Annotated in this window: 13 protein-coding genes; 9 read left to right on the plus strand and 4 right to left on the minus strand. The window is 73.2% G+C overall.

Annotated elements, in window-relative coordinates:
• Position 1 precedes the first annotated feature (1 nt).
• The 4 genes from ybeY to BM314_RS04180 all read left to right on the plus strand — a co-directional run bounded on the left by ybeY (position 2) and on the right by BM314_RS04180 (position 4,612).
• Positions 2–481, plus strand: a complete 480-nt coding sequence (gene ybeY / locus BM314_RS04165) for an rRNA maturation RNase YbeY (RefSeq protein ID WP_026604977.1) — start codon at positions 2–4, stop codon at positions 479–481.
• Positions 482–517: 36 nt separating this feature from the next.
• Positions 518–1,651: a hemolysin family protein gene (locus BM314_RS04170; RefSeq protein ID WP_091680042.1), complete on the plus strand. Its 1,134-nt coding sequence runs from the start codon at positions 518–520 to the stop codon at positions 1,649–1,651.
• Positions 1,652–1,739: 88 nt separating this feature from the next.
• Entirely contained in the window at positions 1,740–3,371 is a 1,632-nt protein-coding gene (lnt, locus tag BM314_RS04175) for an apolipoprotein N-acyltransferase (protein WP_244539835.1), read from the plus strand.
• The gene (locus BM314_RS04180) at positions 3,368–4,612 is read left to right on the plus strand and encodes an MFS transporter (protein WP_091977048.1); all 1,245 of its coding nucleotides are present in this window, start codon (positions 3,368–3,370) and stop codon (positions 4,610–4,612) included. Before lnt ends, BM314_RS04180 begins: the two co-directional genes overlap by 4 nt.
• Here the strand turns inward: BM314_RS04180 and BM314_RS04185 are convergent.
• Positions 4,564–5,040, minus strand: a complete 477-nt coding sequence (locus tag BM314_RS04185) for a cupin domain-containing protein (protein WP_091977050.1) — start codon at positions 5,038–5,040, stop codon at positions 4,564–4,566. The genes BM314_RS04180 and BM314_RS04185 overlap by 49 nt on opposite strands.
• Before the next feature lie 85 nt (positions 5,041–5,125).
• Positions 5,126–6,715, minus strand: a complete 1,590-nt coding sequence (locus BM314_RS04190; protein WP_056522549.1) for a catalase — start codon at positions 6,713–6,715, stop codon at positions 5,126–5,128.
• 136 nt (positions 6,716–6,851) lie between these two features.
• Between BM314_RS04190 and BM314_RS04195 the strand changes: the two genes are divergently transcribed.
• The 5 genes from BM314_RS04195 to ilvA all read left to right on the plus strand — a co-directional run bounded on the left by BM314_RS04195 (position 6,852) and on the right by ilvA (position 12,499).
• Positions 6,852–7,787 carry a LysR substrate-binding domain-containing protein gene (locus BM314_RS04195; protein WP_091977051.1) on the plus strand — a complete coding sequence of 312 codons (936 nt, stop codon included), beginning with the start codon at positions 6,852–6,854 and terminating at the stop codon, positions 7,785–7,787.
• Positions 7,788–7,877: 90 nt separating this feature from the next.
• The gene (locus BM314_RS04200) at positions 7,878–9,368 is read left to right on the plus strand and encodes an argininosuccinate lyase (protein ID WP_091977052.1); all 1,491 of its coding nucleotides are present in this window, start codon (positions 7,878–7,880) and stop codon (positions 9,366–9,368) included.
• Positions 9,369–9,478: 110 nt separating this feature from the next.
• Entirely contained in the window at positions 9,479–10,537 is a 1,059-nt protein-coding gene (locus BM314_RS04205) for an AbrB family transcriptional regulator (protein WP_020093476.1), read from the plus strand.
• Entirely contained in the window at positions 10,534–10,881 is a 348-nt protein-coding gene (locus BM314_RS04210) for a diacylglycerol kinase (RefSeq protein WP_020093477.1), read from the plus strand. The genes BM314_RS04205 and BM314_RS04210 overlap by 4 nt, the downstream gene beginning before the upstream one ends.
• A gap of 25 nt (positions 10,882–10,906) precedes the next feature.
• Positions 10,907–12,499, plus strand: coding sequence for a threonine ammonia-lyase, biosynthetic (ilvA, locus tag BM314_RS04215; RefSeq protein WP_280142534.1), 1,593 nt, complete (start codon positions 10,907–10,909; stop codon positions 12,497–12,499).
• Between the two features lie 35 nt (positions 12,500–12,534).
• Here the strand turns inward: ilvA and BM314_RS04220 are convergent, their stop codons facing one another.
• Positions 12,535–13,194: an MgtC/SapB family protein gene (locus BM314_RS04220; protein WP_020093479.1), complete on the minus strand. Its 660-nt coding sequence runs from the start codon at positions 13,192–13,194 to the stop codon at positions 12,535–12,537.
• Positions 13,195–13,276: 82 nt separating this feature from the next.
• The gene (locus BM314_RS04225; RefSeq protein ID WP_091977056.1) at positions 13,277–14,215 is read right to left on the minus strand and encodes an EcsC family protein; all 939 of its coding nucleotides are present in this window, start codon (positions 14,213–14,215) and stop codon (positions 13,277–13,279) included.
• Positions 14,216–14,222 lie beyond the last annotated feature (7 nt).

Here is a 14,222-nt window from a genome sequence, read left to right on the forward strand (position 1 = left end):
CATGCCCCACGAGATCGACCTCGCCGTCGAGGACGCGCGCTGGGAGACGGCGGTTCCGGACCTCGAGGCCCTCGTCACCCGCGCCGTCGAGGCCGGGCTCGCCGTCGCCCCCGAGAGGCCGGACGGTCCCGTCGAGGTCAGCGTCCTGCTGACCGACGACGCCGCCGTCCGGGAACTCAACAGGACCTGGCGCGGCAAGGACAAGCCCACCAACGTCCTGTCCTTCCCGGCCGCCCCGCAGCCGCGGCATGCCGGGACCGCCGCGCCCCTCGGCGACGTGGTCCTTGCGTACGAGACCCTGGTGCGCGAGAGTGCCGAGCAGTCGAAGCCGCTCCAGAATCACCTCGCCCACCTCCTCGTCCATGGCACCCTGCATTGTCTCGGTCAGGACCACGAGATCGGCGAGGCCGAGGCCGATGCCATGGAAGCCCTCGAGGTCGCGGCACTCGCGACCCTCGGCATCCCGGATCCCTATGCCTGAGCGCGCGACGTCCGAGCGACCCCAGACCCGAGAGACATGAGCAACGATCGAAGTCGCGGCGCGGCCCTGGCCGCGCCCAGTTCCACCGAGGGCGAGTCCCAGCACCGGGAGCCCTGGTACGACCGCCTGCTCCAGGCGCTCCATCTCAAGCCGCGCGATTCGCTGCGCGAGGGTCTTGAGGAGGCGCTGGCAGAGCCGGACGCCGGCGAGAGCGGCCTCACCCCGCTCGAGCGCGTCATGCTCAAGAACGTCCTCGGCCTGCACAAGGTGCGCGTCGACGACGTGATGGTCCCCCGGGCCGACATCGTCGCCGTCTCGAACGACACGAGCCTCGGCGAGTTGCTCAAGCTGTTCCGCACGGCCGGCCATTCCCGGCTGCCGGTCTACGGCGAGACCCTCGACGATCCCCGCGGCATGGTCCACATCCGCGACCTCGTCGACCACATCGCCGCCAAGGCCGAGCCGGCCCGCCGCAGCGCGCCCGCCGTCTCGAAGCCCGCCGAACTCGCGGCCGACGGCGCGGCGGACGCGCCGGCCGCGCCGCGCCCGCGCCGGCCGGCGTCGCGCCTGCCGCGCGGCCTGGACCTCGGCAAAGTCGACCTGACGACCACGCTGGCGGCGGCGCGCATCCAGCGGCCGGTCCTGTTCGTGCCGCCCTCCATGCCGGCGATCGACCTGCTGGTGCGGATGCAGGCGACCCGCACCCACATGGCGCTGGTCATCGACGAGTACGGCGGCACCGACGGGCTGATCTCCATCGAGGACCTGATCGAGGTCGTGGTCGGCGACATCGAGGACGAGCACGACGTGGCCGAGGACAAGTACGTCCAGCGCGTCGAGGGCGAGGGCGAGGTCTTCGTGGCCGACGCGCGCACGCCGCTGGCCGAGGTCTCCGAAGTGACCGGTGTCGACCTCGTCGCGGCCGTCGGCGAGATGGCCGAGGAGATCGACACGCTGGGCGGCATGATCGTGACGCTGGCGGGCCGCGTCCCGTCGCGCGGCGAGCTGATCGCCGGCCCCGGGGACCTCGAGTTCGAGGTGCTCGACGCCGATCCGCGCCGCCTGAAGCGGCTCCGGTTCCACAAGGGCGCGGCGCGCATCGGCAACGTCGTGCCGCTCGCCCTGCCGCCGCCCGCGAACGCCCCGGTCGCCGAGACGCCGCACCCGTGACGGTCGCGGCGTGACGGGTCTGGTGGACGGTTTCGCCCGGTCGCCCGCGGCGGCCGGCGCACCGATGCGCGGGCCGATCCCGGGTCCCATGTCCGATCCGGAGCGGGCGCGCGTCCCCGGCGCGGTGCTGGCGATCGCGCGCCTGACCGGCTGGCGCCGGCTCGGGTTAGCGTGGCTCGCCGGCGCCCTGGGCGCGCTGGCCATGCCGCCCTACGGGCTCCTGCCGGCGCTCGCGGTCTCCCTGACGGTCGCGGTCTGGCTGCAGGACGGGGCTGCGGTCGGTCGGACGACGGTCCGGAGATTCGCGCCCTGCTTCCTCATCGGCTGGGCCTGGGGCTTCGGCTACCTCACCGCCGGTCTCTGGTGGCTGGGCCAGGCCTTCCTGGTCGAGGCCGACGAGTTCCTCTGGGCCCTGCCGCTGGGCGTGATCGGCCTGCCCTTCGTCCTCGGCCTGTTCTACGGCGCCGGTTTCGGCGCCGCGGGCCTGCTCTGGGCGCGGGGCGCGGCGCGGATCGCCGCCCTGGCCTTCGGGCTCGGCGCGGCCGACTGGCTGCGCGGCCACCTGTTCACGGGGTTCCCCTGGAACACCCTCGGGATGGCGCTGGCCCAGAACCTCTGGCTGATGCAGGGGGCGGCGGCGATCGGGCTCTACGGCCTGGGCATCCTGGCCGCGCTGGTCTGCGCGGCGCCCGCGACGCTCGCCACCGGCGCGAATCCGCGCGCCCGGTTTGGGCCGAGCGTCGCCGCCGCGATCGTGCTCGCCGGCCTGGCGCTCTACGGGGCCGAGCGGCTCGGTCCGCCCGACCCGGTGGTCGCGGGTGTCCGGCTGCGGCTCGTCCAGCCCAACCTGCCCCAGGACGCCAAGTTCAGGCCCGAGAACCGGGCCGACATCGTCGACCGCTACATCGAGCTGAGCCAGCGCCCGACGGAGGCCGGTGCGCCGGAACCGACCCATATCGTCTGGCCGGAATCGGCCTTCCCGTTCCTGATCCAGCGCGACCCCGACGCCCTGGCCAAGGTGGCGGCCGGACTCAAGCCCGGGCAGCACCTGATCACCGGGGCGGCCCGCGCCGAGGAGCCGCTGCCGGGCGAGCGCCTGCGCTTCTTCAACGCCGTCCTGGTGATCGGCCCGGACGGCCGGATCTCCGACAGCTACGACAAGGTCCACCTCGTCCCGTTCGGGGAGTACCTCCCCGCGCCCCTCGACGCCGCCCTGCGGGCCGTGGGGCTGCGCCAGTTCGTGGCGATCCCCGGCGGGTTCTCGGCCGGGACGCTCGCCGGGCAGCGGATCCTGACGGTGCCGGGCCTGCCGCCGGTCGCGGCGACCATCTGCTACGAGGCGATCTTCCCGGGCGCGATCCTGCCCGCCGGGCACGCCGCGCCGTCCCCGCAGCCGCCGGGGCTGATCCTGAACGTCACCAACGACGCGTGGTTCGGCGACACGCCGGGGCCGCGCCAGCACCTGGCGCAGGCGCGCCTGCGCGCCGTGGAGGAGGGTCTGCCGCTCGTGCGCGACGCCAATACCGGGATCTCCGCGGTGATCGACCCGCACGGCCGCGTCGTCGCCCGCACCTCGCTCGACACCGAGACTTGGCTCGACGCCGACCTGCCCGCCCGCATCGTCGGCGGCACGCTCTACGGTCAGTTCGGCGACGCCGCCTTCGCGCTGATGCTGGCCGCCTGCCTGGGCGGAGCCGTGATCGCGCGGCGGCGGCCGTGACCGCGGACCGGGCGACCGCCAACCGGTTCCTGCTCGGCCTCGCGCTGATGCTGGTCGCGTTCAACCTGCGCCCGGCGCTGAGCACGGTCGGCCCCCTGCTGGCGACGATCCGGGACGGCACGGGGCTCGGCGCCGGCGGCGCCGCCATCCTCACGACGCTGCCGGTCCTGTGCCTCGGCATCGCCTGCGCGCTGGCCGCGCCGCTGATCCGCCGGATCGGGCCCGACCTCGCCGTGCTCGCCGGCTCGACCATCCTCGTCGCCGGCCTGACGCTCCGCGGTCTCGGCGGCCTCGTGCCGCTCTTCGCCGGCACGGCGCTCGCGGCCATCGGGATCGGGCTCGACAACGTCCTGCTGCCGGCGCTGGTGAAGCGCGATTTCGCCGGCAACGGCGGCCTGATGACCGGCCTCTACACGATGACCCTGTGCCTCGGCGCGGCCGCGGGCGCCGGGGCCTCGGTGCCGGTGGAGCACGCCCTCGGGGGCGGCTGGCCCTCCGCCCTGGCGATCTGGTCGCTGCCCGCGCTGGTGGCGGCCTTCGTGTGGATCCCGTTCGCCCGCCGCACCGCCTCGACCGCCGCGCCCTCGGCCGGGCGGCTGCTCCGCAACCCGCTGGCGTGGTGGGTGACGGGCTTCATGGGCCTGCAATCGTCGCTCGCCTACATCCTGTTCGGCTGGCTGCCGCTGCTCCTGCAGGGCCGCGGGCTCACGCCGCTGAATGCCGGGCTCTACGCCTCGCTGGCGACGCTGGTGCAGGCGCCGGGCGCCCTGCTTGTTGCCATGCTGGCGGCCCGCGCCCGCGACCAGCGCGCCTGGATCGTCGTGATTCCCGGCCTGACGGCCGCCGCCTTCGTGGTCCTCGCCTTCGGGGCGGAGTCCCTGCGGATCCCCGCCGCCTGCGCGCTGGGCTTCGGGATCGGCGGCTGCTTCGGGCTGGGCCTGACCCTGATCGTGCTGCGCGCCGCGGACGCGGCGAGCGCCGCCGGCCTCTCGGCCATGGCGCAGGGCATCGGCTACACCTGCGCCGCGCTGGGGCCGCTGCTCTTCGGTCTCGCCCACGAGGCGACCGGCGGCTGGGCCGTGCCGGGCGCCCTGTTCGTCGGCATCACCGTCGCGGCGATCCTGATCGGGCTCGCCGCCGGACGCGACCGGAAGGTCAGCGCGGCCGAACCCGAGCCGCGGGATCCGGCCGCTCAGCCGCTGACCGAACTCCAGCCGGCGAACCCGGCCAGCGGTTCCTGATCGTAGCGGGCCATCAGGTCGGTCATCGCGGCGGCGTCGCCGAGCCGTCCCTCCGCGGCGAGGCGGGCCAGACCCTCGAAGAAGCCCTCGCGGCCGAGGGCCGGCGCGAAGCTCAGCGTGAAGCGCACCGTGCGGTCGCCGCGATTGGCAAAGGCGTGCGCGACGCCGGGCGGGATCAGCGCGAAATCGCCGGGTCCGAGGTCGTGATCCGCACCGTCGACGTGCAGGGCGAGCCGGCCCGCCTCGACCGAGAAGGTCTCGGTCAGCCGGGCGTGGCGATGCAGTCCCGCGCCCGGCGTCCGGGGATCCATCGCGACGCGGTAGATGCCGAGGCCGTCGCCGGTCTCGTCGCTGCGCGCGAGATAGGAGACCCGCATGCCGCCGATGACGGCGTTCGGGCCGGGCCCGCGGTGCACGACACTCGCCATCTTCGCCCCCGTCCGTTCCGCAAACGAGAACCCCGCGCGGCCGGGTGACCGCGCGGGGCTGTGTCGATGAGCGCGCGCGCGAGGCTTACTCGGCGGCGACCCGGTGCGCCTGCGAGCCGTCGGTCAGGGTCTCGGACTGCAGGCGCTTGCCCGGGGCGGCGCGGCCCGGCAGCGGCGGCAGGGCCTTGGCCTTCTCCAGATCGATCCCGGCGCCCTCGGCGACGCGGCGGCCGTAATCCTCGTCGGCGTGCCAGAAGTGCCAGACCATCCGCAGCTGGATCGGCTCCGGGCACTGCTTCATGTCGGCCACGAGGTTGGCGATCAGGTCGTCGCGCTCCCAATCCTGGAACGAGCGGTACCGGACGCCGGCCTGGGTGTAGTCGTCCTCGGTCCGCGAGGTCTGGTAGCGTCCGAGGCGGCCCTCCACCGGCTGGTGGTAGTCCTTCGCGGGCTTCGGCGCCTCGCGCAGGCCCTCGGCCAGCGTCGACGGCTCGTAGTTGATGTGCTTGTTCGGGCCGGTGCCGTCGACCGTGTAGGCCATCTGACCGTCGCGCTGGTTCGAGTAGACCTTCACGCCGGGCTGCGGCGCGTTGATCGGCAGCTGGAGGTAGTTGGCGCCGACGCGGTAGCGCTGCGTGTCCGAGTAGGACAGCGTCCGCCCCTGCAGCATCTTGTCGTCCGAGAAGTCGATGCCGTCGACCAGCACGCCGGTCCCGAAGGCCGACTGCTCGACCTCGGCGAAGAAGTTGTCCGGCACGCGATCGAGCACCATGCGGCCCACCGGCAGCAGCGGGAACTGGTCGACCGGCCACAGCTTCGTGTCGTCCAGCGGGTCGAACGACAGGTGGTCGTTCGGGCCGTCCGGCATGATCTGGACGCAGAATTCCCACTCGGGGAAATTCCCGGCCTTGATGTTGTCGTACAGGTCGCGGGTCGCGTGGCCGACATCCTTGGCCTGGATCTCGGAGGCTTGGCTCGAGGTCAGGTTGCGCACGCCCTGCTTCGGCTCCCAGTGGAACTTGCAGAGCACCGCCTCACCCTGGTCGTTGACCAGCTTGTATGTGTTGACGCCCGAGCCTTCCATCTCGCGGTAATTGGCCGGGATGCCCCAGGGCGACTTCAGGTGCGTCACCATGTGGATCGACTCGGGGTGCTGGGCCACGAAGTCGAAGAAGCGCCACGCCTCCTGCCGGTTCGTCACCGGGTCCGGCTTGAACGCGTGGATCATGTCGGGGAACTTGATCGCGTCGCGGATGAAGAAGACCTTGAGGTTGTTGCCCACGAGGTCCCAGTTGCCGTCGACGGTCTTGAACTTGACCGCGAAGCCGCGCGGATCGCGCTCGGTCTCCGGGCTCTCCTTGGCGCCGGCGACCGTCGAGAAGCGCACGAACATCGGCGTCTTCACGCCGGTCTCGTTCAGCACGCGGGCGCGGGTGTACTTGGAGGCCGGCTCGTCGCCGATCTTGCCGTAGGCCTCGAACCAGCCGTGGGCGCCGGCGCCGCGGGCGTGGACGACGCGCTCCGGGATCCGCTCGCGGTCGAAGTGGGTGATCTTCTCGATGAACTGGTAGTTCTCGAGCGTGGCCGGGCCCCGCTCACCGACCGTGCGGGTGCTCTGGTTATCGCGGACCGGATGGCCCTGGCGGGTGGTCAGGATCGGGCGTTGATCGCTCATGCGTACCGTCTCTCCGTACTGCGAAGGCTCTCGGTGGACAGTGGGGTCAGCCTGGAACCGTTCTGGTGAAGGGTTATGACCGGGGCGTGACCCCGAGGCAAATGCATCGTCACAAAGGTTCTGATAGACGCAGCCTATGAATCTGACCGGCCTCTCCCTCCGCGATCTCGAATACGTCGTTGCCGTCGCCGACGAGGGGCATTTCGGCCGGGCTGCCGAGCGCTGCAACGTCAGCCAGCCGACGCTGAGCGTGCAGGTCCGTAAGCTGGAAACCGCGCTCGGCCTGACTTTGTTCGAGCGCTCGAACCGGCGGATCCTGCTCACCGAGGCGGGCCAGGCCATCGTCCGGCAGGCGCGGGTCGTCTTGGCGGAGGCGCAGCGGCTCCTGGCGCTGGCCAGCGAGGGGCGCGGCTCGCCGCTCACCGGGCGTCTCGTGCTGGCGGCGATCCAGACGCTCGGCCCCTACTTCTTCCCGCTCGTGCTGCGGCCCCTGCGCGAGCAGTACCCGCTGCTGATGCTCTCGCTGTCGGAATCGCGCACGGCCGACATCGTCGAGGGTCTGCGCGACGGCCGCATCGACGCGGCCCTGGTCTCGCTGCCGCTGCCCTCGCACGGGCTCGCGGTCTCGCCGCTGTTCGTCGAGCCGTTCTGGCTCGCCTGCCCGGCCGAGCACACCCTTGCCCGGGGCGGCGCGCTCTCCGCCAACGAGATCGCGGGGCCGGACCTGCTGCTCCTCGACGAGGGCAACTGCCTGCGCGACCAGACGATCGCGGCCTGCGGCGCCGGCTCCTCGGTGGGCCGCCACGCGACCAGCCTGGAGACGCTCCGCTCGATGGTGGCGGCCGGCGCCGGCTACACGCTGCTGCCGGCCCTGGCGGTGCCGGCGAGCCCCGATCCCAACGGCCTGACGGTCACCCGCGCCTTCGACGTCGACGGCCCGGGGCGGACCATCGCGCTGGTCTGGCGCGCGAGCGATCCGCGGGCCGCCGGCCTCGCGAGCCTGGCCGCCTTCTTCCGGGCGCACGCGCCAGCGGGCACGGCCGCCTGCCGCGACGGGGAGGCCGTCGCCTGAGCCGCCGCGGACGCCCACCTTGAGCGGTTGTGAATAGGAAGAGGGGCCGCGACCGGTCTATCAGGACGGGTGACGACAGGGAGCGGCTCGATGCGGCGCACGATGGTCTGGGCCGTACTGGCGCTGCTGATCCCCGCGGGCGCACGCGCCGAGCCGAAGGACAGCTTCGCCCGGATCGACCAGATCAACCGCGCCTCCCTGGTGATGACGGTGGAGACCGGCATCGTGCCGCGGGCGCTGGGCGCGACCGTCGCCCGCGCCCTCGACCAGGTCGCCGCCGACGCCGCCAAGCCGGGCGCCGAGCGGCCGGACGATTACCTGCGGATCGAGCCGCTGATCACCGCCATCGCGGGGGCCGACGCCACCCGGATGCATTCCGGGCGCAGCCGCCAGGACATCATCCCGACGGTGCTGAAGCTCGAGCAGCGCGACCGTCTCCTGAACCTGGCCAAGGCGCTCGACGAGACCCGGGCGGCTCTGCTGGCGGTGGCCGAGCGCGAGGCCGACACGATCGTCCCGGCTTACACCAACGGGGTGCAGGCCCAGCCGACGACGCTCGGCCACGTCTACCTGGGCTACGCATCCGTCCTCGCCCGCGATGCCGACCGCCTCCGGGAGACCTGGGCGCGGCTGAACCTGTCGCCCCTGGGCGCGGCCGCCCTCGGCACGTCGAGCTTCCCGGTGGATCGCGAGAGGCTGGCGGCGCTGCTCGGCTTCGACGCGCCGGTGGAGAACAGCTACGATTCCGGCCAGCTCGCGCCGATGGATATGGGGCTCGAGCTGACCGGGCTCGCGGCGAACCTCGCCACCACGGCCGGCAGCTTCGCGCAGGACCTCTACGCGCAGTACCACCAGACCCGGCCCTGGATCCTGCTGCGGGAGGGCGCGCTCACCGGGCCGAGCAGCATCATGCCGCAGAAGCGCAACCCCGTCGCGCTCTACAGCCTGCGCATGAAGGCCAGCGACGTCGTGGGGGCCGCCCAGGCCTTCGTCATCATGGCGCACAACGTCGATTCCGGCATGCCGGACTACAAGCGCAACCAGGCCGAGCCGCCGGGGCGAACTTTGGCCGAGGCCGCCGAGATGTGCCGGCGCTGGACGCGCGTCCTCGACGGGCTGGTCGTGGACCGGGCGCGCGCCGCCGACGAGGTCGCGGCTGACTATTCCACCACCACCGAGCTCGCCGACACGCTCCAGCGCGAGGCCGACGTGCCGTTCCGGCTCGGCCACCACTTCGCGTCCGAGCTCGTGAGCTACGGCCGCAGCCACGACCTGCGCCCGGCCGACCTGCCCTTCCCGGAGGTGCGGCGCATCTACGCCGAGGCCGCGGCGGGGTCGGGGCTGAAGCCGGACCTGCCCCTCGACGAGGCCCGCTTCCGGGCGGCGCTGTCGGCCCGCGGCATGATCGACGCCGCGAAGGGGCTCGGCGGCCCGCAGCCCGCGGAGGTCCGGCGGATGCTGGGCGCCGCGCAGACGCGGCTGCGGACCGACCGCGACTGGCTCGACGCCCGCCGCAAGGGCCTGGCCGACGCCCGGGCGCGCCTCGACGCCGCCTTCGCGGCCCTCACGCGCGAGCCCTGAGTTCCGCGCGGGGGCGCCGTGCCGAAACTCTGCCGTGACAGGGCCAATATTGCGGTATAGCGCGCGCCTGACGCCTGCCGGCTGAAGCGGGCCTCTCCCGATCGGTCGCCTTGCCCCCTCTCCGCACCCTCGGCCTCTGGGCCGCCCTCGCCGCCGCGTCGGCGGCCGTGTCGTACGGCCTGATGCAGGCGCAATTCCCGGCCGCGCTGCTGCTCGGGCCGATGATCGCGGCCATCGCCTTCGGCGTCGGCGGCTCGCGCCTGCGCGTCCCGCGGCCCGCGTTCCAGGCCTCCCAGGCGGCGATCGGCTGCCTTGTCGCGCACGCCGTCACCGGGCAGATCGCCCAGACCCTGATGGAGGACGGGCCGCTCATCGTCGCGGTCGTGCTGGTCACCGTCGCGGTCAGCGGCCTGGTCGGCTGGATCCTGACGCGCCTGCGCGTGCTCCCCGGGACCACCGCGGCCTGGGGCTCGTCCCCCGGCGGCGCCTCCGCCATGGTGGCGATGGCCGAGGATTTCGGCGCCGATCCGCGCCTCGTCGCCTTCATGCAGTACGTGCGCGTCGCCGCCGTGGTCTTCTCGGCCTCGCTGGCCGCCCGCTTCCTGATGGAGGCCCCGGTCCCGGGGGCGTCGGCCGGCGCCGGCGAGGTCACCGGTCCGCTCTCGCTGCTGGCGACGCTCGCGGTCGCCGTCGTCGGCGCGGGCGCGGCGCTCGCCCTGCGGGTTCCGGCCGGCGCGCAGATCGGGCCGATGGTTCTCGGCAGCCTGCTCCACGCCACCGGGCTCGTCCGGATGGCGCTGCCGGTGCCGCTCCTCGAACTCGCCTACGCCTGCATCGGCATCTACGTGGGCCTGCGCTTCACCCGCGAGACGCTGCGCCTGACCGTCACCGCCCTGCCGGGCATCCTGGCGGCGACCTTCTCGGTCATCGCCCTCTGCGCGGCGTGGGGCTGGGGGCTGACCCTGCTGCTGCCCATCGACCTGCTGACCGCGATCCTCGCCACGAGCCCCGGCGGCCTCGACTCGGTGGCGATCATCGCGGTCGGCTCGAAGGCGGACGTCTCCTTCGTGCTGGCCGTCCAGACCCTGCGCCTGTTCGTGGTGCTGCTCACCGGCCCGCTGCTCGCCAAGTGGATCAGCCGGTCCGTGCCGGAGGCCGCCATCCGATGAACGCCCTGGTCCTCGCCTTCCTGAATTCCTGGCGCGGCCTGCGCCACGGCGCGCGCACCGAGCGGGCCGTGAGACAGGAACTCGTGCTCCTGGCGCTCGGGATCCCGGTCGCGCTGTTCCTCGGCGCGACGCTCTGGGTGCGCGTCGCCCTGATGGTCAGCCTGCTGCTGATGCTGGCCGCGGAGTTCCTGAACACCGCCGTCGAGAAGCTCTGCGACCACGTCCATCCGGGCCATCACCCGATGATCGGGACCGTGAAGGACCTCGCCTCCGCCGGCACGTTCATGGCGCAGATGGCGGCGCTGCTCGTCTGGGTGGCGGCGCTGGTGGACCGTCTCGGCTGACCTGCCGCGCGCGGGGCGCGCTCGCATCCGCGGGCCGGAGGGTCTATCTGGCCGGCATCGCCCCGCGCATCGGCCGAGACTGCACACCGTGACGGACTACATCCGCAAGATCCTCACCGCCCGCGTCTACGACGTCGCGATCGAGAGCCCTCTCGATCCGATGCCGCGCCTGACGCAGCGGCTCGGCCGGCCGGTCCTGCTCAAGCGCGAGGATCTCCAGCCGGTCTTCTCGTTCAAGCTGCGCGGCGCCTACAACAAGATGTCGGGCCTGCGCCCCGACCAGATCGCCCGCGGCGTCGTCTGCGCCTCGGCGGGCAACCACGCCCAGGGCGTCGCCCTCGCCGCCGCCAAGCTCGGCGCGCGGGCCGTCATCGTGATGCCGCGCACCACCCCCTCGATCAAGGTCGATGCCTGCCGGGCGCGCGGGGCCGAGGTCGTGCTGCACGGCGACGCCTTCGACGAGGCCCTGGCGCAGGCCAAGATCCTCGAGGCCGAGCAGGGCCTGACCTTCCTGCACCCCTTCGACGATCCGGACGTGATCGCCGGCCAGGGCACCATCGGCAAGGAGATCCTGGAGCAGCATACCGGCCCGATCGAGGCGATCTTCGTGCCGGTGGGCGGCGGCGGGCTGGCCGCCGGGATCGCCACCTTCGTGAAGTACCTGCGGCCCGGCACCAAGGTGATCGGCGTCGAGCCCGAGGACGCCGCCTGCATGGCCGCCGCGCTCGCGGCCGACACCCGGGTCAGCCTGCCGAGCGTCGGCCTGTTCGCCGACGGTGTCGCCGTGCGGCAGGCCGGCGAGGAGACCTTCCGGCTCTGCCGCGAGCATCTCGACGAGGTCATCACCGTGGACACCGACGCCATGTGCGCCGCGGTCAAGGACATCTTCGACGACACCCGCGCGGTGTCCGAGCCCTCCGGGGCGCTGAGCCTCGCCGGCGCCAAGATGTACGCCGAGCGGGAGGGCGGCGACGGCACGCTGATCGCCATCTCGTCGGGGGCGAACCTGAACTTCGACCGCCTGCGCCACATCGCGGAGCGCGCCGAGATCGGCGAGCAGCGCGAGGTCCTGATCGGCGTGACGATCCCGGAACGTCCGGGCGCCTATCGCGCCTTCATCCAGGCGCTCGGCCCGCGCGCCGTCACCGAGTTCAACTACCGCCACGCCCCGGGCTCCGAGGCGCAGATCTTCGTGGGCATCAACGTCGGCGGCGGCAAGCGCGAGAAGCAGGCGCTGATCGGCTCCCTGCGCGACGCCGGCTACCGCGTCCTCGACATGAGCGACAACGAGATGGCCAAGGTCCATGTCCGCTACATGGTCGGCGGCCGGGCCGTGGGGGTGGCGCACGAGCGCCTGTTCCGCTTCCAGTTCCCGGAGCGGCCGGGCGCGCTGATGAAGTTCCTCGAAGCGCTGGGCCCGGACTTCGACATCACGCTGTTCCACTACCGCAACCACGGCGCCGATTACGGCCGGGTGCTCGCCGGGATCGCGGTGCCGCCGGCCGAGCGCGCCCGCTTCGACGCCGTCATCGAGGCGCTCGGCTACCCGGCCACCGACGAGACCGAGAACCCGGCCTACCGCCTGTTCCTCGACGGCGAGGGCGCCGGGACGTTCTGAGCCCCGGCGGCGGCACGCCCCCGCGTCACCCGCCGTCAGCTCTCCGCCACGTCGACGGAGGTGACGTCCGGCATCGCCCGCAGCTTCGCCGCGATGGTCTCGAAGCTCGTGCGCGACAGGCGCACGAAGGTGACGGTGACCTCGTCGAGGTCCGGGTCGGGCCCCGGATGGACCGTGAAGGTCCGGACGCGCGAGGCACGCTCGCCGGTCGCCGCCTGGAGGGTGTCGATCGACATGGTGCCGCGCTTGGCGGTCAGCCGCAGCGTCTGGGCGCGCATCCGGTCGCGCCAGCGCTCCTCGAAGGGTTTCACGCCGGCCAGGATCCCGACGATGAGCGCCGTCGCGGCGAGCGCCGGCACGTAGAGGCCGCTGCCGATCGCCAGCCCGATCGCCGCCACGCCCCAGAGGCTCGCGGCCGTAGTGAGGCCCTTCACCACCTCGCCGCGGAGCAGGATCGTCCCCGCGCCGAGGAAGCCGATGCCGGAGACGACCTGCGCGGCGATCCGGGACGGGTCGAGGACGACGTGCTCGGCGCCCAGCACGTCGGCGAAGCCGAAGGCCGAGACCAGCATGATCAGGCAGGAGCCGACGCAGACCAGCATGTGGGTCCGCAGGCCGGCCGCCCAGAGCAGGCGCTCGCGCTCCAGGCCGACCACGCTGCCGAACAGGGCCGCCAGCGCCAGCCGGGCCACCATCTCGCCGTTGCCGATCAGAGCCGCCTCCGTGCCTCCGCCCCGCGCGGATGGCGCGGATCCTTGCGGCTTTAGCGCGGGCGGATCAAGCGATCCCGAGCGCCGCCTTCTCGACCTCGTAGGCGGCCCGCACGGCGGCGGCGCCGTAGGCGCGCTCCAGGCGGCGCACGGTGAAATGCGCCCGCGCGGTCGACTGGAAGTGGTTCATGAAGGCGGTGTTGACCGCCGCCCCGCCGAAGGCGCCGAGGATCGGCACCGCCTGGGCGGCGACCTTCTGGGAGACCACGAGCCCGAAGCGCGCGGCGATCTGGGCGGTGAAGCGGATCAGCGCCGGGGCCGACTCGTCGAGGAGCGTCTTGCTCCCGGCGTAGCGGGCCGCTTCCGAAAGGGTCTTGGCCAGCGCGGCGCGGACCGCGAAGTAGCCGCTCTCGGTGAGCGCCGAGCCCGCCTCGGTCTGCGCCATGGCCCGGCCGCCGAGGGCGAAGACCTGCACGCAGGCGAGCGCGCCTTCGGGGGTCTCGAGATCCTCCCCCTCCTCCCGGGCGATCTCGGCGATCGAGCGCAGCATCAGCGTGGTCGAGACCGGCAGCTCGACCGCCAGCGTCGCGAGGCCGAACGCGCCGCCGACCGCGCCCGAGAGCGCCGCCATCGCCTTGTGCTTGGCGTCGCCCGAGCCGAGCAGCCGCGTGAGACGGCTCTCGGCCTTCGCGGCCACGCCGCCGAGACCCTCGCCCTCGGCGGGGACGAGTTCCTTGCGCGGCAGCGTCGCCAGCGCGACGCGCAGCGCGCCCCGCATGGCCACCTCGGTGCTGCGGCTGACGGCCTCGGTGACCGGGGTCGGCAGCGATCGGCCGATGATGTCGAGGGGCGCGCCGGCCGCCGCGGAGAGCCGCGCCGCGAGGCTCGGACGCTCCAGCACCTGCACGGCGCGGCGCAGGGCGGCGAGATCCGCGTCGCTCAGCGCTATCTCTGGCGTCTCGGCCGGCAGCGTCTCGCCGGCGCGGGTGAGGTCGCTCGTGCTCATCCGTCGA

Source organism: Methylobacterium sp. 13MFTsu3.1M2 (genome assembly GCF_900112625.1).
Taxonomy (GTDB): domain Bacteria; phylum Pseudomonadota; class Alphaproteobacteria; order Rhizobiales; family Beijerinckiaceae; genus Methylobacterium.

What these genes read in the sequence shown, in the direction of transcription:
- BM314_RS04170 (WP_091680042.1), top strand. Translation starts at nt 518, where the DNA reads ATGAGCAACGATCGAAGTCGCGGCGCGGCCCTGGCCGCGCCCAGTTCC.
- BM314_RS04210 (WP_020093477.1), top strand. Translation starts at nt 10,534, where the DNA reads ATGAACGCCCTGGTCCTCGCCTTCCTGAATTCCTGGCGCGGCCTGCGC.
- lnt (WP_244539835.1), top strand. Translation starts at nt 1,740, where the DNA reads ATGTCCGATCCGGAGCGGGCGCGCGTCCCCGGCGCGGTGCTGGCGATC.
- BM314_RS04220 (WP_020093479.1), bottom strand. Translation starts at nt 13,194, where the DNA reads ATGGTGGCCCGGCTGGCGCTGGCGGCCCTGTTCGGCAGCGTGGTCGGC.
- BM314_RS04200 (WP_091977052.1), top strand. Translation starts at nt 7,878, where the DNA reads ATGCGGCGCACGATGGTCTGGGCCGTACTGGCGCTGCTGATCCCCGCG.
- BM314_RS04195 (WP_091977051.1), top strand. Translation starts at nt 6,852, where the DNA reads ATGAATCTGACCGGCCTCTCCCTCCGCGATCTCGAATACGTCGTTGCC.
- BM314_RS04185 (WP_091977050.1), bottom strand. Translation starts at nt 5,040, where the DNA reads ATGGCGAGTGTCGTGCACCGCGGGCCCGGCCCGAACGCCGTCATCGGC.
- BM314_RS04190 (WP_056522549.1), bottom strand. Translation starts at nt 6,715, where the DNA reads ATGAGCGATCAACGCCCGATCCTGACCACCCGCCAGGGCCATCCGGTC.
- BM314_RS04225 (WP_091977056.1), bottom strand. Translation starts at nt 14,215, where the DNA reads ATGAGCACGAGCGACCTCACCCGCGCCGGCGAGACGCTGCCGGCCGAG.
- ybeY (WP_026604977.1), top strand. Translation starts at nt 2, where the DNA reads ATGCCCCACGAGATCGACCTCGCCGTCGAGGACGCGCGCTGGGAGACG.